A 19,552-nucleotide genomic window follows, 5' to 3' on the forward strand; every position below is an offset into this window, starting at 1 on the left:
TAAGGAGTGATTTATGTTGTTTTTATCTCAAATTAAACAAGGTGGTGTGGTCTGTCGTGAAGGCAATGAAGCACACCTTGTTCTTCATGCATCGAGTGTTTATGAGCTCGCAAAAGAAGCCGTTAAAAATGGCGTGCCGCTGAAGTCTATTATCGAGAAACATGGTCTAGGTGAGGCGGTCAATTTGGCCGAACTTGCTAACAAAAACCAATTAGATTGTCCTGTACGCCATCCAGATCCTGCACATATGTATTTAACTGGAACGGGTTTGACTCATTTAGGCTCTGCTGCAACGCGAAACGCCATGCATGCAAAAAGTGAAGAGCTAACGGATTCGATGAAGATCTTCCAAATGGGCGTTGAAGGCGGCAAGCCAAAAGACGGTGAAGAGGGTGTACAGCCAGAATGGTTTTATAAAGGCAATGGCGCTGGCGTGGTTGCGCCGGGTGATGCTTTGCCTTCACCATCCTTTGCATTAGATGGCGGTGAAGAGCCTGAAATCGCTGGTTTTTACTTGGTGGGTGATGACGGCAAAGTGCATCGTCTTGGGTATACCTTGGCGAATGAATTCTCCGATCACGTGACAGAGCGCCAGAACTATTTGTATTTGGCTCATTCAAAATTGCGTCCAGCGTCGTTTGGTCCAGAATTGCTCGTGGGCGAATTGCCAATGCACATTGATGGTCATTCACGTATAGAACGTGGCGAGAAAACGCTTTGGGAGAAAGGCTTTTTATCTGGTGAGGACAATATGTCACACACCTTTAAGAACCTAGAACACCATCATTTTAAATACTCTATTTTCCGCCAACCAGGCGATCTGCATGTGCATATGTTTGGCACAGCGACCTTGTCGTTTGCAGATGGTGTTCAGGCTAAAGAAGGCGATGTATTTGAAATTTCCTCTCCTACTTTTGGTTTGCCATTACGTAACGCCTTGGCGAAAGAAGCAGAGTTATCCACTGAGGTAGACGTGCTATGAAAAAGCCAATGGCCGTTTACCCCGACTTAAAAGATCGTTCTGTGTTTATCTCTGGTGGTGCGACAGGTATCGGTGCCGCCATTGTTGAAGCCTATGCCAAACAAGGTGCAAAAACGGCCTTTGTGGATTTGGATGAAAAAGCCGGCTCTGCGCTTGCTAAACGTCTTACCAAAGAAGGCTACGAAGTGCGCTTTGACGTGTGTGACATCACCGATATCCAAGATTATCAAAGCAAAATCCGTGCGGCTGCAGAGGTTTTTGGCCCAATTTCAGTATTGATGAATAACGCGGCCAACGATGTGCGTCATTCTTTGGAATCGCTGACCGAAGAGCGTTTCGATGAATTAGTTGGTGTGAACATCAAGCACGCTATGTTCGCAGCGCAAGCTGTCGCGCCAATGATGCGCAAACTGGGTGGTGGCTCGATTATCAATTTTGGTTCTGTGGGCTGGATGATGCCGACAGCAGGCTACCCAACTTATGGTACGAGCAAAGCCGCGACCCATGGTTTAACTCGCTCTCTTGCCCGTGATTTAGGTGGTGCAGGTATTCGAGTGAATACTTTGGTGCCGGGTTGGGTGATGACAGAAAAACAGCTGCGCATGTGGGTTGATGATGCTGCAGAAGAAAAGATTAAACAAAGCCAATGCCTAGCAGGCAAAGTGCTTCCCGAACACATCGCCAACATGGCGTTGTTCTTAGGGTCCGATGCGGCGGCAATGTGCTCGGCGCAGAACTTTATTGTTGATGGAGGTTGGGTATGAGTGATTCTAAGAAAAGCACGTTCGTACCAAAAACATGGCCGCGTAAATTACGTTCCACTGAATGGTTTGGTGGGACATCACGTGATCACATTTACCATCGCAGCTGGATGAAAAACCAAGGCTTACCGGCGGACTTGTTTGATGGCCGTCCAGTAATTGGTATTTGTAATACTTGGTCGCAGCTAACACCTTGTAACGCCCATCTTCGCGATCTTGCTGATCGAGTGAAGCATGGTATTTATGAGGCGGGTGGTTTGCCACTGGAATTTCCTGTGTTTTCTGTGGGTGAAAGCTCACTTCGTCCGACGGCTATGATGTATCGCAACATGGCGGCCATGGACGTGGAAGAAGCCTTGCGTGCGAATCCGCTCGACGGTGTTGTCTTGTTGGCAGGATGTGACAAAACTACTCCAGCGCTGCTTATGGGCGCGTGTAGTGTCGATATTCCATCGATTGTCGTATCTGGTGGCCCAATGTTGAATGGCTATTTCAGAGGCGAGCGTGTGGGCTCCGGCACAGCCTTGTGGCAAATGTCGGAAGACATTAAAGCTGGCAAGATGACGCAAGAAGATTTCCTTGAAGCTGAGCAATCTATGTCTCGCTCTGCTGGTGGTTGTAACACCATGGGAACCGCTAGCACCATGGCATCGATGGCCGAAGCCTTGGGCATGGCGTTATCTGGTAACGCAGCAATTCCGGCGGTAGATAGCCGACGTCGAGTGATGGCGCACCTTACTGGTCGTCGTATTGTTGATATGGTGAAAGACGATTTGAAACCGTCTGACATTTTAACTCGACAAGCGTTTGAAAATGCGATTCGTGTTAATGGCGCAATTGGTGGCTCCACTAATGCCGTGATTCACTTATTGGCTATTGCTGGTCGTGTTGGTGTGGATTTAAGCCTAGACGATTGGGATAAATTGGGCCAAGAAATTGCCACAATTGTGAACTTGATGCCATCGGGCAAATACTTGATGGAAGAGTTCTTCTACGCAGGCGGCTTGCCTGTGGTAATCAAGCATTTGGCAGAAGCGGGCAAACTGCATAAAAACGCCATTACCGTGTCTGGTGAATCCATTTGGGAAGAAGTAAAAGAGGTTCGTAACTGGAATCCAGATGTTATTTTGCCCGTTGAAAAAGCACTGACACAAAAGGGCGGTATTGTTGTATTGAAAGGCAACCTTGCGCCACAAGGAGCGGTATTGAAACCTTCCGCAGCGTCGGCGCATTTATTGCAGCACCGTGGCCGTGCTGTGGTGTTTGAAGACATTGATGACTACAAAGCTAAGATCAATGATGAAGCCTTGGACATCGATGAAAACTGCGTCATGGTACTAAAAAACTGTGGGCCAAAAGGTTACCCAGGCATGGCGGAAGTAGGCAATATGGGCTTGCCACCAAAAGTGCTGCGTAAGGGCATCAAAGACATGGTGCGCATTTCTGATGCTCGTATGTCAGGAACCGCCTATGGCACTGTGGTGTTGCATACTACGCCAGAAGCCGCTGCGGGTGGGCCATTGGCTGTGATTCAAAATGGCGACATGATTGAACTAGACGTAGAAAATCGTCGTCTTCATGTAGACATTTCGGATGAAGAAATGGCAACACGTTTAGCGAACTGGAAAAGTCACTTGGAACCACCAAAAAGTGGTTACATCAAATTATTCCATGACCACGTACAGGGTGCCGATACGGGTGCCGATTTTGACTTCCTAAAAGGTTGTCGAGGCGCTGCGGTACCAAAAGATAGCCATTAAATTAAGTTTTTAAGTCTGACCCTGCCTTGTGATGGCAGCACCGCCCCAACGGACATCCCTGTCCGCGAGGGGCGTAACGCCCATCCTTGGGCTTGATGCTCGCCATCGCTAGGCAACTTCAGCGTTTAACTTAATGCATTGAATTTCATTTATTAAAGAGAGGAGTGAGTATGTTAACGGGACAGCATTTTATTGCCGGTAAATGGGTAAAGGGCGACGCAACATTTTCTTCAACGCCTGCTACAGGATCTTCTCATGAATTTGCCGTTGGTCGCGTGTCTGATGTAGACGCAGCGGTAGAAGCCGCCGAAGCGGCGTTTGAAGAATTTGGTTATTCCACTCGTGAAGATCGCGCGGCTTTTCTAAATGCGATTGCTGATGAAATTGATGTGCTAGGCGATCAAATTACAGAGATCGGTGTACAGGAAACAGGTTTGCCAGCAGCACGTTTGCAAGGCGAACGCGGTCGTACAACAGGTCAGCTGCGTTTATTTGCTGAGCGTATTTTATCGGGCGAATACTTGGATCGTCGTTTTGATGAAGCCTTGCCTGATCGCGCACCGTTGCCACGTCCTGATATGTACATGGTGCAGCGTCCGATTGGTCCTGTTGCAGTGTTTGGTGCGTCTAACTTTCCGTTGGCGTTTTCAACGGCAGGTGGCGATACGGCGGCGGCTCTCGCGGCGGGTTGTCCAGTTGTGGTGAAAGGGCATTCTGCTCATCCGGGAACAGGCGAGCTTGTTGCTCAAGCAGTTGAAGTGGCGATGAAACGTTGCAAGATGCCAGCGGGTGTTTTCTCCTTGATTCAAGGCGGTAATCGCCAAGTTGGTCAAGCGTTAGTACAACACCCGCTTATTAAAGCGGTTGGCTTTACTGGCAGTTTAGCTGGTGGTCGTGCCTTGTTTGATTTGTGTGCAGCACGTCCAGAACCAATTCCTTTCTTTGGTGAGCTGGGTTCTGTGAACCCAATGTTTGTGATGCCAGAAGCGGTTAAAAATCGAGCGGCAGAGTTAGGTAAAGGCTGGGCGGGTTCATTGACTATGGGCGCAGGGCAGTTCTGTACTAACCCTGGTATTGCGGTGATGTTGGATAACGCAGATTCAAAAACCATGATTGCAGCGGCGAGTGCAGCTCTATCTGAGATCTCTGCGCAAACCATGCTGACAGATGGCATTGCTGATGCGTATCGTTCTGGCGTGGCGGCAATCGAAAAAACGGGTATTGAGTCTGTTGTTCGCAGCGCAGACACAACAGATAGAACGGCATTACCAAACTTGTTCACGGTAACGGGTCAAACATGGCTAGATCATCCAACACTTCATCAAGAAGTATTTGGGCCTCTTGGTTTGGTGGTTCTGGCGGAAAGCGTCGAGCAGATGGTCGAGTTGGCTCGTCATTTGGAAGGTCAGTTGACGTGTACTATTCATCTTGATGAAGGCGATCATGCCGCGTGTCAGAAACTTCTACCAGTGTTGGAGCGCAAAGCGGGTCGTTTGCTAGCGAATGGTTTCCCAACAGGTGTTGAAGTGAACGATACCATGGTACATGGCGGGCCGTATCCGGCGTCGACAAACTTCGGTGCAACCTCAGTTGGCACCTTGTCGATTCGTCGCTTCTTGCGCCCAGTGTGTTATCAAAATATTCCAAAAGCTCTGTTGCCAAAAGATTTAGCAGGCTAGTGGTGATGAATTAAATATCCCAAGGCGGGTTATTAAGCGAGTTCGGTTGTTAAATCAACCGACTCGCTTTTTTTTGCTTCTTGGTCAAGTTAATCACTAAGGGTTACGTGTTCGCTGGCTTTTGTTCCAGCTCGGCAAGCACTAAACGCTTGAGCTGATTGGCAAGAGGCGATAATTGGCGACCACGCATTTGCAATAAATAATAAGGACTCATGATTATTTTTCGGTCTAGTTTAAGCGTTTTTAAATCGGCTTTTACTTTATGACCAACCAACAAGTCGCTCACTTCTCTTGCCATAGGTGCAATGGCGTTAGAAGAAACTAGAATCGCGATCAATGCCAATAATGACGTGCTGTTGGTGATACTTAATGGCAATTCGGCGCGTTCTTCCATAAAAGCGGCTTCAACCGCTTCGCGTATGGGGGCGCGGTGCGATTGCATGACCCATTCAAAATGAGCTAAATCTTTTACTTTGACGACATCTAAGTGAGCTAATGGATGGTCTTTACGAACTAATAAATTGACCGATTCTGTGCGCGCTGGGTAAATCTCAAATTCGTTGGCGTCGTATTGCTTGGGAATACGGGCAAGCACGAAGTCATTGTGTCCAGCGACTAAATCGCGCACCAAAACATCACTGGTATCGACGTTAATATCAATTTCTGCTTTGGGTGCGATAGCACGCAGTTGCTGAATAGCGGGAATGACAAAACCGACGGCCGCACCTGTTACCGCGCCAATGGCGGTGGTTCCACCGCCGCCTTCTTTTAGCTCATCCACTTCACGGGCAAGATCGCGTAACTCAACCAAGAGGTTATGCGCTCGACGTGCCACAGCTTGACCAACTAAGGTTGGTTCCATGCCTTTGGCGTGACGAATAAATAAACGTGTACCGATTGTTTGTTCAATTTCACTCAACATGCGTGACGCAGCAGGTTGTGTCATTGCCATTTCATCGGCGGCAATGCCCAATTGACCATGCTCGGAAATAACCGAAATTAAACGCAGTTGATTGAGTTTTAAATGCTTGGCCAGACCTATGTCCATATCGACCTCTGTTATTGTTTTTAATGAAGATATCTTACTCTAAATAGAAGCTATTTGCGTCTAATAGCAATAAAAAAGCCCAAATAAATGGGCTTTTTTAGCATTTCTCTTTTACAAGCTCATGATGGTTATTTAAGGCTGAAACTGACGATTAACGGCGCTTTCAGGGTCAAAACTGTCGACGGCAATGTCTTGTGCTTCGGCAGTCCATTTCCATGTGGTAGCGAGTCTTTCTTGGGTGAATGCACCGTAGCCGTCTTGATCACTGACGGCGTTATATACCAAGGATTTTATGGAGTTAATCGTATCTGTTGCAGTGCTAGCATCAACTTCTGGCACTATGTCATGAACGATTTGTCCGCTTTCTTCTGGGTGCTCCCAAGTGTATGCAATGGCTTTTTTGTAAGCTTCAATGAAGCGTTTGACTGTATCTGGGTGTTGATTAATAAAGCGGTCAGAGGCAATGACTGAGGTCGAGTAGAACTCTAAGCCTGCATCGTACCATGGCAATACTCGCAAAGTTTGACCGGCGCTTTTGGCTTGTTGCTGATAAATTACCGTATCGGTTATCCATGAAATAACCACGTCAGTGTTACCAGAAAGTAACATTGGGTTTAGCGCACCAGCGTCTGCTTTGACCAATTTGATACTGTCTGGATCAACGTTATTCACTTCTAACAATAAGGGTAAAAAAACATTTGAAGACGTATAAGGCGAGGTGGCTATGCGTTTTCCTGCGACGTCTTTGACGCTTTTAATGTCTGAATCAGCAGGTACAAAGAAAGCATGAGGCGCTTTGCTAAAAACAGAATACACCGCTGATACCGGCACATCATTTTGTGCTTTTGCCATTAATAAAGCGACCAAGTCAGATAAGCCCATGTCGGCATTACCGGTGGCGAGTTTGCTGATCGCGTCGGTTGAACCTCGGCCGCTGGCAACGTTCACGTCTATATCAACTTCTTTAAAAAAGCCTTTTTTAAGACCTACATAAACAGGCGCTTTGTCGCCTCCAGGTAACCAATCGAGCTGAAACTTTACTTCATCCATTGCGAATGTGGCCCTGCCGTTTAAAGCGGTAAATGCCACAGTCCCAGCTAGGCATAAATTACGCAATAGGGATGTAGTGGTTAATGTCTTATTCATTGTTGTGCGGTGACATTATAGTTTGATGTTTTTTTTGGGCCTTCTCTATGCTCAAGTAGTAAGCAGGAGGCCTAAAAATCAAGAAAGCCGTAGCCTTTTTTAGATTGTTTTTTTCTATCTCGAAGTCTTGAGTACGCTTTTTAAGCTCTCGTATCTTTAACTTTTAGGGCGTCATCGGAGTCGCCTTAGGGCTTTCCCCGTCTCGTTCTTGCCGCACCCATTTATCCGTCATTGAATGATCCACATTCATCGCTTTAGCGGCTTCTCGAACGATGTAATGTTGGTTAAGGACTAGCTATGCTGCTTCTAGTCGAAATTCAGGGTTAAAATTATGTTTTGGTTTTTTACTCAAGTTATTACCTAATTGTTTATTGATGCATTCTAGCACCTCTAATTAGATGGCCAAATTAACTATACCACTACAATATTTATGCGGAAAAATTTCCTGAAAAGCTTCCAGCTGTATCCGTAGCATCGCGCTTTGTGGACGTGTTCTGTGTCCAATTTATCCATTTTAGATAGGAAGATCTCTTTCGCATCTTGCTGCACATTTGATTGAACGTGATATCAGCTAACATGAGCAGGTGACTCCTCTAAAACTCGACCGGGTGAAAGTTACTGGTTCTCCTAGGTGAAGGGGCTAAATCGCAATATCCATGGATATGACCACAGTCTAATAACTTAACGTTTTGCCAATAGCTTGCTTATCCCAAAAAAAAGAAATAATATATTTTGACATATTGTATGACAATGTGTCATTTTTAAAGAAAAAGAGGTGCACAATGAATAGAATAAAAACAGTATCTTTTATCGGGCTTGGGCAGATGGGCCGTCCTATGGCTAAAAACTTGCAGGCAGCTGGCTTCAAGGTAATTGGATACGATGCTTCAAAAGAAGCACGTTTAGAGGCTAGTAAATCAGGTCTGATAGTTTCTGAGTCTTTAGATGACGCTATTCGCGATTCCGATTGTATCGTAACGATGTTGCCTAACGGAGACATCGTGCAAGACGTATTGGTTTCTAATGATCGCTTTTTATCCGCAAATAAGGGCGCTTTGCTTCTAGAAATGAGTTCCTCTGCACCGATGCAGACTCGCCAGCTATCAGAAATTGTTGGAGCTCATTTACACGTAGTAGATGCCCCGGTATCAGGGGGAGTAAAACGAGCAATCGAAGGTACTCTCACTGTTATGGCAGGTGGGAGCAACGAAGATATCGAATCATCGAAGCCTGTCCTTGAAGCCATTTCATCAAAAGTCTTTTCCTGTGGTGCCGTAGGTGCTGGTCACGCTATGAAATCAATCAATAACTATGTTTCTGGCGCTGGTGTTGTAGCGGCCAGTGAGGCTGTTCGATTAGGAACAGGGTTTGGTCTGGAGGCCGAGACAATAGTTGACGTGCTAAATGCATCATCAGGAAAAAACAATGCCACTGAAGTGAAAATGAAGCAATTCATCCTCAACGAAGCTTTTTCGTCGGGATTTGCTTTAGGTTTGATGTCAAAAGATATCGGCATAGCGGCAGATTTAGCGAAAAGTCTGAACTTGAATCTAAAAAACCTGGAAGAAACAGATTTAATGTGGAAGCAAGCATCCAAAGAAGTTGGTGGTGCAGCTGATCACACTCGTATGTTCGAATTTGTAACCACAAGCTCAAATTCGAAGAACTAAAAAAAATAGAGGGTTATAACGATGAGTATCAAAAGTGAACTTTTAGAAGAAAATAATAGTGAATCATTCGCTAGAGGACTTAAGACTCGAAAGGAAGTTCTAGGTGATAAATATGTAGATGCATCACTGGGCAACGCAACTGACTTTAGCGCGCCGATGCAAAAACTTGTAACCGAATATTGCTGGGATACTATTTGGAATCGCCCTGGTTTGAGTCGTAGAGAAAGATCTATTCTTAATCTCGGTATGATTTCTGCCCTAAACCGCCAACATGAGCTAAAAACGCATGTAAGAGGCGCATTGAACAATGGTTTGACGCAAGACGAGATAACAGAAGTATTTTTGCAGGTTGCAATCTACTGCGGAGTGCCAGCTGCCATAGATAGTTTCCGTAGCGCCCAACCAGTTATTGACGAGCTTGCAGAGTAAAAATCACTCCTAGTAAGCACAAAATAAAAATAAAAAGAGGTTTGTTATGAAAGTAAACAAAGAAACTTTTTTCGATCTTGCAAAAAATGATTTTGAGTTTAAGAGAGAAACTCGATATCTGACAGGAATGATTAAAATCGATTTTGATTCACATGCATGGGCATTGATCTTCGATGATGGGGAGCTCGTTGAAGTCGTGGACGGGGGGAATGTTGCAGATGAAGAGGCAAAAGTTATCGTTGGCGGCACTAAGGATCAATGGTTGGCGCTTCTGGAAGTTAAACCGAAGCCGTTTTACCAGTGTATTCAGTCAGCAGCGGTTAAACATGGTATGCGTATCAACGTAGCCAACGAAACATTTGCATATTTACCCGCCTTAAATCGTATGACATCACTACTTCGTCATCTTAACAGTCAGGAGGTCTAAGTCATGGCTAAGCATGATCCAATTACTGGACGTTACGTTTACTTAACTGTGGAAGGTATTGAGTACCGAGTCTACTACGAAGAAGCAGGGCAAGGTATCCCTCTGATTGTAGGCCATACAGCAGGCTCAGATGGTCGACAGTATCGCCACATGTTGTGCGATGAAGAAGTGACAAAGCACTTTCGTGTTATCGCTTTTGACCTACCTTATCATGGTAAATCTCTTCCACCATATGGTGTTCGCTGGTGGGAGCAAGAATATAACATGACAAAAGACAGAATGATGGCTTATCCCAACGCCTTGTCTGAAGCTTTAGGGCTAGAAAGACCCGTGTACATGGGTAGTTCCATGGGCGGTCACCTTGCATGTGATTTGGCTTCAAATTTCCCTGATTCATACAGAGCAACAATTGCTGTAGAAGGCGCTTTGAGATCGGCAGAGGAATACGTGAATGTTGGTATGGCAGGCATCAGGAAAGAGTTCGATAACCCGAACGTAAACCGCACATCTGTAGGTGCTGCGATGATGTTGAATATTTCTCCGTACACTCCTGAAGAGAATGTTCGCGAAATCCAGTGGGAATACAGCTGTGGAGGTCCAGGCGTCTTCGCAGGCGATCTTTACTACTACTACTACGATCATAATATGTCGGAAGAGGAAGCTAGAGCCATAGATACCGACAAATGTATGCTCTATATGCTTACAGGTGAGTATGACCCTAATACATCGCCTCAGGATACTCAGGAGCTTGCAGATCAAGTACCAGGTGCTAAATATTGGGCGATGGAAAAGCTAGGTCACTTTCCTGTGACCGAAGATTACTCTAAGTTCAGAGAATACCTATTTCCAATACTTACTGAAATAAAAGAAAAGTCATAAACCTAATATTAAAAATAAAAGAAAAGTCATAAACCTAATATTAAAAATAAAAGAAAAGTCATAAACCTAATATTAAAAATAAAAGAGGGAAATATGATGAAACACTCTAAACTAAGTCTAGTTGCTGCTGCAATTAGCGCGACTTATCTAAGCCTAAGTGCAGGAACTGCTTTAGCTAACGGGGTGGAGTTGTTACCAGATAGCGAAAAAGCTATTTATGAACTGGTCGACTCACAAATCCCGCTTGAAGAATCGGTTCTAGCCGATTTTAAGGCTAAGAATCCACCACCTTGGAAAATCGGTTACGCTTCCTCATATGCTGGTAATACTTGGAGAGCGTCTATTATGAACGAAGTAATGGACGAATTGTTTCCAAAGGCAAAAGAAGCTGGTCTGGTTTCCGAAGTAGTCGTAACTCAATCTGATCTTAGGGATTCTGTACAAATTCAACAGATGCGTCAGATGGTTGATGATGGAGTGGATGCGATAATCATTTGTTGCTCCAACGTAACGGCTTTGAATTCGACAATAAAATATGCTTATTCGAAGGGAGTTCCAGTATTTTCCTTTTCCGGATATGTAACTTCTCCATATGCAATAAATGTTGCAGCAAATCACATGTCCGGTGGTTATAAAATGGGCAAGTGGCTAGCTGAAGAAATTGGCGGAAAAGGGAATGTTGTTATGGTATCCGGTATTCCAGGTTTTGCCTCTTCTGATAGCTTTGATCGTGGTGCCAAAAAAGCGCTTCTGGAGTATTCCGATATCGAAATTATCGGGGAGCTAGCTGGCGGGTGGACGGATCAAGTTGCTCAAACTGAAGTCCAGAAGTTCCTAGCGACGAATCCTCGAAAAGTAGATGGAATTCTTACTCAATCTGCTCAGGAAAATGGCGTCTTAAATGCAATGCTGCAGTCTGGACGCCCTATGGTACCCATTACCTTAGGAGGGCAGGCATCAGCAGCTTGCTATTGGCGTAAGCACCCAGATTGGATCTCATCTTCGTTCCATATTTGGCCACCAGCTCGCGAAATGTCGCAAGCTTGGGATGTGATGTTACGTACAATGCAAGGCCAAGGGCCGAAAGTTCAGTCCATGCTGAGACCCGTTCTTCCTTACTCTGTAGCAGATGTTAAAGAAGTACTTCCAGAGAATTGCGATCTAAATTCTACTGACTGGATACAACCTTCTGATTCAGAGTGGTGGCCTGACGATATTGCACAGCAATATTTTCACAATCCAAGTTAAGTAAATCTAGGTGCTGGCCGGATACCGGTCAGCGCCGCACCTACTTATCTCTCTGGCCACAGGATCATTGTCTATGTCAAAAATAAGAACAATTAATGTAAAAAGCATTTCGAAAAACTTCGGAGAAACACGGGCCTTATCGAATTGCAGTTTTGAAGCTTATGCTGGTGAAGTTCACGCCATAGTTGGTGAGAATGGCTGCGGCAAGAGCACACTTGCGAAAATCATATCAGGTGTACTTCTCCCAGACAGCGGAGAGGTCAAAATCTTAGATACCACCATCACAACACCAATAGAAGCGCGTAACCTAGGTGTATCTACAATCTTTCAAGAAGTGTTAGTAGCCGATCAGGCGTCTGTGCTTGATAACTTGTTTGTTGGATCAGAAGGCTTTTTGTCTGTTGGCAAAGACGAGTCGGAGAAGGTTCGAGAAGCAAGTGAACTTCTAACTCGCTGTATTGGGCAAGAAATAGATTTGTTCGCTGATGTCGGTAGCTACCCACTTAATATAAAGCAGTGGATAGTGATCGCACGAGCAATTCTAAGAAAGCCAAAGGTAGTCATTCTAGACGAGTCATCTGCTGCCTTAGATCTTGATGCCACAAATCGTCTTCATGTTGAAATCAATCGACTTCGAAATGAAGGCTGTACAGTTTTAATTGTTACACACCGTATTGCTGAGCTTGTAAAGATCGCAGATCGTGCAACGATTCTTAGAGACGGTGCCCCAGTTGGTGTATTAGAAAAGTCTGAAATAACTGAGACGAAGTTATTAGAATTGATGACTCCTGCAGAACGCACCGTAATGGCTCAGCCAAATTCAAATATCAAGGAAGATAACAGTAAGGATATCGACTCTATTCTAGAAGGTAAGTCGATCCAGTTGACTGAAGGAAGCCATCCTTTTGACTTCGAGTTAAAGCCTGGAACCATAGTTGGATTGGCTGGACTTGATGGTCATGGACAAGATTTGTTCGCTCGTTCACTTGCTGGGCTTTACCAACAAAATAGTGGAACCATAAGTTTTCGGAAGGAAAATGGAGAGGCAATAGAAGTTAATGGATTGGAGACCGCCTCTGATTTACATATTTCTTGGGTTTCCGGAGATAGAAAAAAAGAGGGGATTTTCCCACAACGCAGCATATTCGATAATTTTGCATTTGGAATTTACCGCCGAAATTTAGGTTGGTTTGGTAAGGTAAACAAGCAATATGCAAAAAATGCTTTCAGCCATGAAGTCCAAAGACTAAAAATTAAAACTGGAAATACAGCGAACAAAATAACGTCGCTTTCTGGTGGAAATCAACAAAAGGTACTTATATCTAGAGCTTTTGCCGATCAGCCTAAAATCATTGTTCTCAATGATCCAGCTAGGGGCGTTGATCTGAATACCAAAAGGGATCTTTATAAAGAACTTAGAAGCTTTACAGAAACTGGAGGAGCGGTAGTTTATCTGTCTTCAGAGATCGAGGAGTTTTTAGGTTTTGCAGATAGAGTAGATGTCTTCTATCAGAATGCCATTTTCCGGTCACTTGATTACCAGTCAGTAAGTGAAGAATCCATGTTGGCAGCTATGTTTGGGCAGCCGCTAGGAAAACATATTAAAATCGAATAGGTATTAAATCCATGTTAATTATGAAAACTTTTCGATCTCTAGGTTCTATAAAAATACCACTTGTACTATTTAGTGTTTTGCTTTTAGCGATTGCGATTCAGGCTCCAAGATTATTTTCTGTTTCGGGCTTCTCAAATGCAATATTAGTTTCTGCACCTCTTATTTTAGCTACATTAAGCTTGACCCCCATCGTTTTGGCGGGACGTGGTGCAGTTGATTTATCAATTGGGCCACTAATCAGTTTTTTGAATGTCACCCTTATTGCGTGGCTATCAGGAAATAGTATCACAAACCCAATTGTATTTTGCTTTTGGGCAGTCATTGCGGGAGCTGGGTACCAAATAATTCAGGCTTTAATCGTAACATACATACGTATAGCACCAATCATTGTTGCCCTTTCTGGCTTTTTGATTTTGACAGGGGTCAATTTAATGGTGATGAAAAGGCCTGGAGGACTTGCGCCTGAATGGATGTCTACTTGGTCTGGAGGAGGAGAGCCGCAGATAATATCTCCTATTCTAGTTCTGGTGCTATTGGCATTTTGTCTTTGGGGTTTAGTTACACGCACTGGATTCTATAAGCAATTAATGCTTGTCGGCTCAGATGAGCGAATGGCCTATACATCTGGTGTAAGGGTAGATTTGGTACGTATCTTAGCCTATGCGCTAGGTGGCGTTTTCGCGGGCTTTGCTGCACTTAGCTATACAGCGCTCATCTCTTCAGGTGATCCAACGCAAGGATCAACCTACACACTTCAAGCTGTTACTGCTCTTGTATTAGGGGGAGCTAGCTTGTCTGGTGGTAGAGGTACCGCGACTGGTGCTCTTCTAGGTGCTTTGAATATGTTCCTAATCACTTACTTACTGGGTGCATTCAACTTTGGGTCTTTGTCTGGTTACATTACTTCGCTGGCATATGGCGGCATTTTAGCTGCGTCGCTGCTTGTAAACGTAATATCGAATAAGTCCAATGTTTGGAGAGGGTAATAATAATGTCTACAAGTAATTTTTATGATAGATACTTGGAAAAAGTATCTATGGATAAATCAATAGCGCTAGGAGCCGCACTATTAATATTCCTTACGCTAATGGGTGGGTTTTTATTAGAAGGATTTTTCTCCTTTCAGAACTTGAAGTCAGTACTCCTGCTTGCAGCATTTTTGGGAATTGCATCGTTGGGGCAAACGCTTTGTGCGTTAATTGGCGGACTAGATTTATCCATTCCATTTGTTATTGGTTCAGCAAATATTCTATTTCCTAGCTTACTGTCATCTGGGGTTCCACCCGTTTTGGCGATAGTGATTGTGTTAATGCTCGGTGGATTAGTTGGTCTAGTGAACGGAGCCTTAAGTTTTCGTCTGCAGGGACAGTCTTTAATAATGTCATTGGCTGTCGGTTTTATGGTAGTCGGAGCAACACAGATTTACACATCAATTGGTTCAGAGTTTGGAAGTAATGTTTTTACTCCCATACCTGAATGGCTTAGAAATTTAGCTGCTTTTAATGGCGTCACTTTTGGGGTCCAGATACCACCAGTAGTATTTATATGGGCTGCAATCTCTATTCTGCTCATTTGGGTGATGCGAAGCACTTGGTTCGGTATCGGGATATACGCAGTAGGGGGAAGCCGAGTTGCTGCACATAGATTAAGAATCTCAGAATCTCGCACATGGATTCAGGTACATGGCATTTCTGGTTTTATGTCTGCTACGGCTGGCGTATTACTACTGGGATTCTCTGGCGGCGGATTTGTAGGTGTCGGCGATCCATATCTCTTTACAACGGTTGCAGCGGTCGTAATAGGGGGAACATCTTTGTTAGGTGGTTCGGGCGGATATGGTGCAACTATTCTAGGTGTCTTGGTTCTTACTGTTTTAACTTCATTGCTGGTCGGGCTGGGTTTAAGCTTTGCTGCACAACAGGCTGTCATAGGTTCATTCATTATTCCTATGGTTGCCATTTATGCCCGATCAAAACATATTCGTAATCAAATATAAGGATTTTCACATGATCGCAAAATCTCTATCAAGTAAGTTGTCGGATCCTACGCTCGTAAAAGAACAAGCTCTTCTTGCCGGTGAATGGGTGAACTCTAGCGAAGGAAAAACTATCGAAGTGACTAATCCGTCTACAGGCGAAGTCATTGCTAACGTCGCGGACATGTCGTTAAAAGAGATTAAACTAGCGATAGATAAGGCTGCTGAAGCACAAAAGAAATGGGCTTGTACTACAGGAAAGCAGAAAGCCGTTATTCTTCGTCGATGGTATGATCTTGTTATAGCCAATCAAGAAGATCTCGCTATTATTCTAACTTCTGAAATGGGTAAGCCACTTAACGAAGCGCGAGGCGAAATAGTTTACGGTGCTGGCTATATTGAGTGGTTTGGTGAAGAGGCTAAGCGTGTATATGGCGACATAATTCCTGGGCACGACAACGATAAGCGCATTATGGTTTTGAAGCAGCCAATTGGAGTCACCGCAGCTATAACGCCATGGAACTTTCCGTCGGCTATGGTTGCTCGAAAATTTGCACCCGCTCTTGCAGCAGGATGCTCGATGGTATTCAAACCCGCCGAGGAAACTCCATTATCAGCCCTTGCATTAGCTGCATTGGCGGAACGAGCTGGCTTGCCAAAAGGTCTTCTCAGCGTTTTGCCGACCAGCAATGCTAAAAGCTTCGGTGATGAGGTTTGTAGTAACCCGATTATAAAAAAACTAACCTTTACCGGATCGACAGAGGTGGGTCGAATTCTAATGGCCCAGGGAGCCAAGAAAATTCTTAAACTAAGTCTGGAACTAGGTGGTAACGCTCCATTTATCGTCTTCAATGATGCAAACATAGAAGAAGCAGTTCAAGGGGCTATTATTTCTAAATTTAGGAACAATGGTCAGACGTGTGTCTGTGCTAACCGAATCTATGTGCAGTCTGGAGTCTATGAACTCTTCGTTGAAAAACTTACAGAAGCTGTTAAAGCCCTGAAAGTTGGAGACGGTTTCGATGAGAAAAGTTCTCTCGGTCCACTAATCAATGCTGAAGCTAAAGAAAAGCTTTCTGATCACATATCGGATGCAGTTTCTAAGGGAGCTGAGGTTTTGACCGGCAATGAGCCGCATCCTCTTGGTCGCACATTCGCTTACCCAACTGTCCTGAAAAATGTGACAACTGATATGAAGGTCGCGAGAGAAGAAACATTTGCACCTCTCGCTCCAGTCTTCAAATTCGAAACAGTTGACGAAGTGATAGAGCTCGCAAACAACACCGAGTTTGGGTTAGCTTCATACTTCTACGCTAATGATCTTACTCAGGTCTGGAAGGTTGCAGAAGCTCTAGAATATGGAATGGTTGGAGTAAATACAGGACTTATCTCAACTGAAGTAGCGCCTTTTGGTGGCGTTAAACAATCTGGTTTTGGCCGAGAAGGCTCTAAGTATGGATTAGATGATTTCTTGTCCCTTAAATACGTTTGTCTTGGTAGTATGGAATAACTAACAAAGCCTGACCTGGATATAAGTTTATACTTATATCCAGGTCAAATGCTCGGTGCCTTGCACCGAGCATTTTCTTTTTAAACTTTGTAGTAGAGTAGAGAGTTTAGTCATTTAATTAGGAGTGTTAAAACTGTAGTGGCATAGTTAATTTGGCCATCTAATTAGAGGTGCTAGAATGCATCAATAAACAAAAAGCCAAAACATAATTTTAACCCTGAGTTTCGACTAGAAGTCGCACAGTTAGTTCTTGATCAACATTACACCGTTCGATAAGCCGCCGAAGCGATGAATGCTGGTCATTCAACGATGGATAAGAGGGTACGTCAACTGAGGAAAGAACGAGACGGGGAAAGCCCTAAGACCACCCCGATGCCCCCGAACAATTAAAGATACGAGAGCTTGAAAAACGTATTCGAGACATCGAGATGATTCTAAAAAAGGCTACCGCTCTCTTGACGTCCGACTCCTGAACAGTTCTCGATAATTGAAAAACTCAAGATGAGCTACCCAGTGAAAAGACTGTGTGATGTGCTCAATGTAAACCGAAGCAAATTTCGATATTGGAAACAGCCCTCCAAGCAACCTGCTAGCGCAAAAAAAACAGCGTAAACGGCCTTGGTGAAAGAGTTTATTGAACAAGCTAAGGCTCGGCTGGCGTAGTAGCACCCCATATATGACGTCGGGAAGAAAATGCCATTTAAAGTTATCTGATAGCGTGTGGTGATGTAGCTTGCATTTGGACATGGAAGCGTTGAGCCTAACTTACCATGGTGATTGATCTTTACACTTGTAAGCCTGTTGGGTGGGCAATATCTCTGTCTCTAAATAGTGAGTTAACAAGTAATGCGTTGAAAATGGCCTATGAAAGTTGTGGACGATCAAAAGTCGGGATGTTTCATAGTGATTAAGGCGGCCGCCATGCCAGCCTAGAGTTCGACAAAAAGTTATGACAATCTCAAATGACTCAAAGTTTAAATGGTCGGGGAAATTGCTGGTATAATGTGTCGAAGGGATGATTCCACAGAAGCTTAAAAATAGAATGTGGGGTCAACATGTGGTTATCACTTATTCGAATAAGCTAAACATCTTATTATGAAATACATCATTGGGTATGACAGTCAGCTAAGACTTCAACGGCACAACGCATGTATGAGCCTGAATAAGAAATAATAGCAGTACTGGATTAACTATAAAACGGTGGTCAGTTTCATTTGACCACCACACAGGAAGGTAAGTTTACATGCGAGTTTTAAAGCAGAAAGCATCGCTGCGGTATCAAATTCAGGAGGCATTAAAAGAAGAGATATTTTCTGGGAGATTTAAGCCTGGTCAACGTTTGATTGAACAAGATTTATGTTTAGAGTTGGATATCAGTAGAACATCACTGAGAGAGGCATTGAGGTCTTTAGAAGCAGAGGGCTTAGTTACAATCGTACCGCATAAAGGCGCAGTTGTAACCTGTTTGGATATTGCAGATGTTAAACAAATATATCAGGTGCGAGGCGCTCTTGAGGCTCTGGCTGTACAAAATTTTGTTTGGTATGGCTCAGACAAAGATTTGGCGAATTTGAATTCAGTAGTAGAAGACTTTTGTAAGTTCGTGGACAACAAACTAAATGGCGAAAATAGCAGAGACCTAAAAAATCGATTTTACGACTGTCTGCTTTCCATAAAAGAAAATAAAATTATTCAAGATCAATTGAGTAAGCTAAATAATAGAGTGAGTTTATTTCGTACTCTCTCTATGGGGCGTCCAGGGAGACTAAAATATACCGCAGAAGAGCTTAAAAGTATTATTCAGGCGATTTCTAATAGAGACGAAATTCTAGCAGGTAAGGCTGCTAAACATCATATCGAGATGTCGGAGAAAAATATCATTGAGTTGCTATCAGAATCGAAGCCAATAGGTATTGAGAGCTCTGATGGTTAAGCCAATCCACGTAGTGAAGCAGGAAATTTTGTCTAAGTTACCGCCTTTCGCTGAAGAGTTAGGTGTCGAGATCGTTGAAGTTGACGCTGATAGAGTTGTTGGGCAGCTCGAGGTTATTCCTAAGCATGCTAATAGAAACGGAGTGATGCATGGTGGGGCGATAATGGGCTTCGCTGATGTACTGGGCGGGGTAGCATCAGCTGCTAATCTAGCTTCAGGTTACTCAACTGTTACTGTCGAAAGTAAGACCAACTTTATTCGAGCTGTCCAAATTGGTAGTGTCGTCAAAGGCGTATGCGAACCCATTAACATCGGCAAGAAAATAATGATATGGCAGACTAAAATTTTTAGAGAAGATAACTCTATAGCAGCTATTATAACTCAATCACAAATGACAATTCGTTGGAGTTAGCTAAGCTAAGGAGTATGTGAACAAGTCACTCAATTTTGCTCTGAATTCCTTTATTTACCAATGTCTCTGTGGAAATGT

Annotated in this window: 17 protein-coding genes and 2 pseudogenes; 16 read left to right on the forward strand and 3 right to left on the reverse strand. The window is 44.1% G+C overall.

Features of this window, described 5'->3' with window-relative positions:
- The first annotated feature begins 13 nt into the window (after positions 1 to 13).
- From araD1 to AC2A4J_RS14130, 4 genes are all read left to right on the forward strand, one after another.
- Positions 14 to 982 carry an AraD1 family protein gene (araD1, locus tag AC2A4J_RS14115; RefSeq protein WP_114411501.1) on the forward strand — a complete coding sequence of 323 codons (969 nt, stop codon included), beginning with the start codon at positions 14 to 16 and terminating at the stop codon, positions 980 to 982.
- Entirely contained in the window at positions 979 to 1,746 is a 768-nt protein-coding gene (locus AC2A4J_RS14120; RefSeq protein ID WP_114411502.1) for an SDR family NAD(P)-dependent oxidoreductase, read from the forward strand. The genes araD1 and AC2A4J_RS14120 overlap by 4 nt, the downstream gene beginning before the upstream one ends.
- A complete protein-coding gene (gene araD, locus AC2A4J_RS14125) occupies positions 1,743 to 3,503 on the forward strand; it encodes an L-arabinonate dehydratase (RefSeq protein WP_484176480.1) in 1,761 nt (586 codons plus the stop codon). Before AC2A4J_RS14120 ends, araD begins: the two co-directional genes overlap by 4 nt.
- Before the next feature lie 170 nt (positions 3,504 to 3,673).
- Positions 3,674 to 5,182 (forward strand): aldehyde dehydrogenase (NADP(+)), encoded by a 1,509-nt coding sequence (locus AC2A4J_RS14130; RefSeq protein WP_484176481.1) that lies wholly within the window; start codon positions 3,674 to 3,676, stop codon positions 5,180 to 5,182.
- A gap of 103 nt (positions 5,183 to 5,285) precedes the next feature.
- Here AC2A4J_RS14130 and AC2A4J_RS14135 read toward each other — a convergent pair whose 3' ends face one another.
- The 3 genes and pseudogenes from AC2A4J_RS14135 to AC2A4J_RS14145 all read right to left on the reverse strand — a co-directional run.
- Complete coding sequence (locus AC2A4J_RS14135) at positions 5,286 to 6,230, reverse strand: LysR family transcriptional regulator (protein WP_255826903.1); 945 nt, start codon at positions 6,228 to 6,230, stop codon at positions 5,286 to 5,288.
- Between the two features lie 132 nt (positions 6,231 to 6,362).
- Positions 6,363 to 7,280 carry an ABC transporter substrate-binding protein gene (locus AC2A4J_RS14140; RefSeq protein WP_484176482.1) on the reverse strand — a complete coding sequence of 306 codons (918 nt, stop codon included), beginning with the start codon at positions 7,278 to 7,280 and terminating at the stop codon, positions 6,363 to 6,365.
- Positions 7,281 to 7,542: 262 nt separating this feature from the next.
- Positions 7,543 to 7,764, reverse strand: a pseudogene (locus AC2A4J_RS14145) (transposase); the annotation flags it as partial.
- A gap of 394 nt (positions 7,765 to 8,158) precedes the next feature.
- Between AC2A4J_RS14145 and AC2A4J_RS14150 the strand changes: the two are divergent.
- The 12 genes and pseudogenes from AC2A4J_RS14150 (at position 8,159) to AC2A4J_RS14205 (ending at position 19,474) form a co-directional block, all read left to right on the forward strand.
- The gene (locus AC2A4J_RS14150) at positions 8,159 to 9,046 is read left to right on the forward strand and encodes an NAD(P)-dependent oxidoreductase (protein WP_484176483.1); all 888 of its coding nucleotides are present in this window, start codon (positions 8,159 to 8,161) and stop codon (positions 9,044 to 9,046) included.
- Positions 9,047 to 9,067: 21 nt separating this feature from the next.
- Positions 9,068 to 9,475 (forward strand): carboxymuconolactone decarboxylase family protein, encoded by a 408-nt coding sequence (locus AC2A4J_RS14155; protein ID WP_484176484.1) that lies wholly within the window; start codon positions 9,068 to 9,070, stop codon positions 9,473 to 9,475.
- Positions 9,476 to 9,521: 46 nt separating this feature from the next.
- Positions 9,522 to 9,902 carry a hypothetical protein gene (locus tag AC2A4J_RS14160; protein WP_484176485.1) on the forward strand — a complete coding sequence of 127 codons (381 nt, stop codon included), beginning with the start codon at positions 9,522 to 9,524 and terminating at the stop codon, positions 9,900 to 9,902.
- A gap of 3 nt (positions 9,903 to 9,905) precedes the next feature.
- A complete protein-coding gene (locus tag AC2A4J_RS14165; RefSeq protein ID WP_484176486.1) occupies positions 9,906 to 10,781 on the forward strand; it encodes an alpha/beta fold hydrolase in 876 nt (291 codons plus the stop codon).
- Between the two features lie 93 nt (positions 10,782 to 10,874).
- Entirely contained in the window at positions 10,875 to 12,029 is a 1,155-nt protein-coding gene (locus AC2A4J_RS14170; RefSeq protein WP_484176487.1) for an ABC transporter substrate-binding protein, read from the forward strand.
- Between the two features lie 73 nt (positions 12,030 to 12,102).
- Complete coding sequence (locus AC2A4J_RS14175; protein ID WP_484176488.1) at positions 12,103 to 13,644, forward strand: sugar ABC transporter ATP-binding protein; 1,542 nt, start codon at positions 12,103 to 12,105, stop codon at positions 13,642 to 13,644.
- 11 nt (positions 13,645 to 13,655) lie between these two features.
- Entirely contained in the window at positions 13,656 to 14,630 is a 975-nt protein-coding gene (locus AC2A4J_RS14180; protein ID WP_484176489.1) for an ABC transporter permease, read from the forward strand.
- 5 nt (positions 14,631 to 14,635) lie between these two features.
- Positions 14,636 to 15,640: an ABC transporter permease gene (locus tag AC2A4J_RS14185; RefSeq protein ID WP_484176490.1), complete on the forward strand. Its 1,005-nt coding sequence runs from the start codon at positions 14,636 to 14,638 to the stop codon at positions 15,638 to 15,640.
- A 10-nt stretch (positions 15,641 to 15,650) separates the two neighbouring features.
- Positions 15,651 to 17,129 (forward strand): NAD-dependent succinate-semialdehyde dehydrogenase, encoded by a 1,479-nt coding sequence (locus tag AC2A4J_RS14190; protein WP_484176491.1) that lies wholly within the window; start codon positions 15,651 to 15,653, stop codon positions 17,127 to 17,129.
- A 186-nt stretch (positions 17,130 to 17,315) separates the two neighbouring features.
- Positions 17,316 to 17,708: pseudogene (locus tag AC2A4J_RS14195) on the forward strand (transposase); the annotation flags it as partial.
- A gap of 664 nt (positions 17,709 to 18,372) precedes the next feature.
- Positions 18,373 to 19,062 (forward strand): GntR family transcriptional regulator, encoded by a 690-nt coding sequence (locus tag AC2A4J_RS14200; protein ID WP_484176492.1) that lies wholly within the window; start codon positions 18,373 to 18,375, stop codon positions 19,060 to 19,062.
- On the forward strand, positions 19,055 to 19,474 hold the full coding sequence (locus tag AC2A4J_RS14205) for a PaaI family thioesterase (RefSeq protein ID WP_484176493.1): 420 nt from the start codon (positions 19,055 to 19,057) through the stop codon (positions 19,472 to 19,474). Before AC2A4J_RS14200 ends, AC2A4J_RS14205 begins: the two co-directional genes overlap by 8 nt.
- The last annotated feature ends 78 nt before the right edge of the window (positions 19,475 to 19,552 follow it).

The sequence above is a fragment of the Marinomonas sp. ATLA20 genome, from assembly GCF_057180105.1.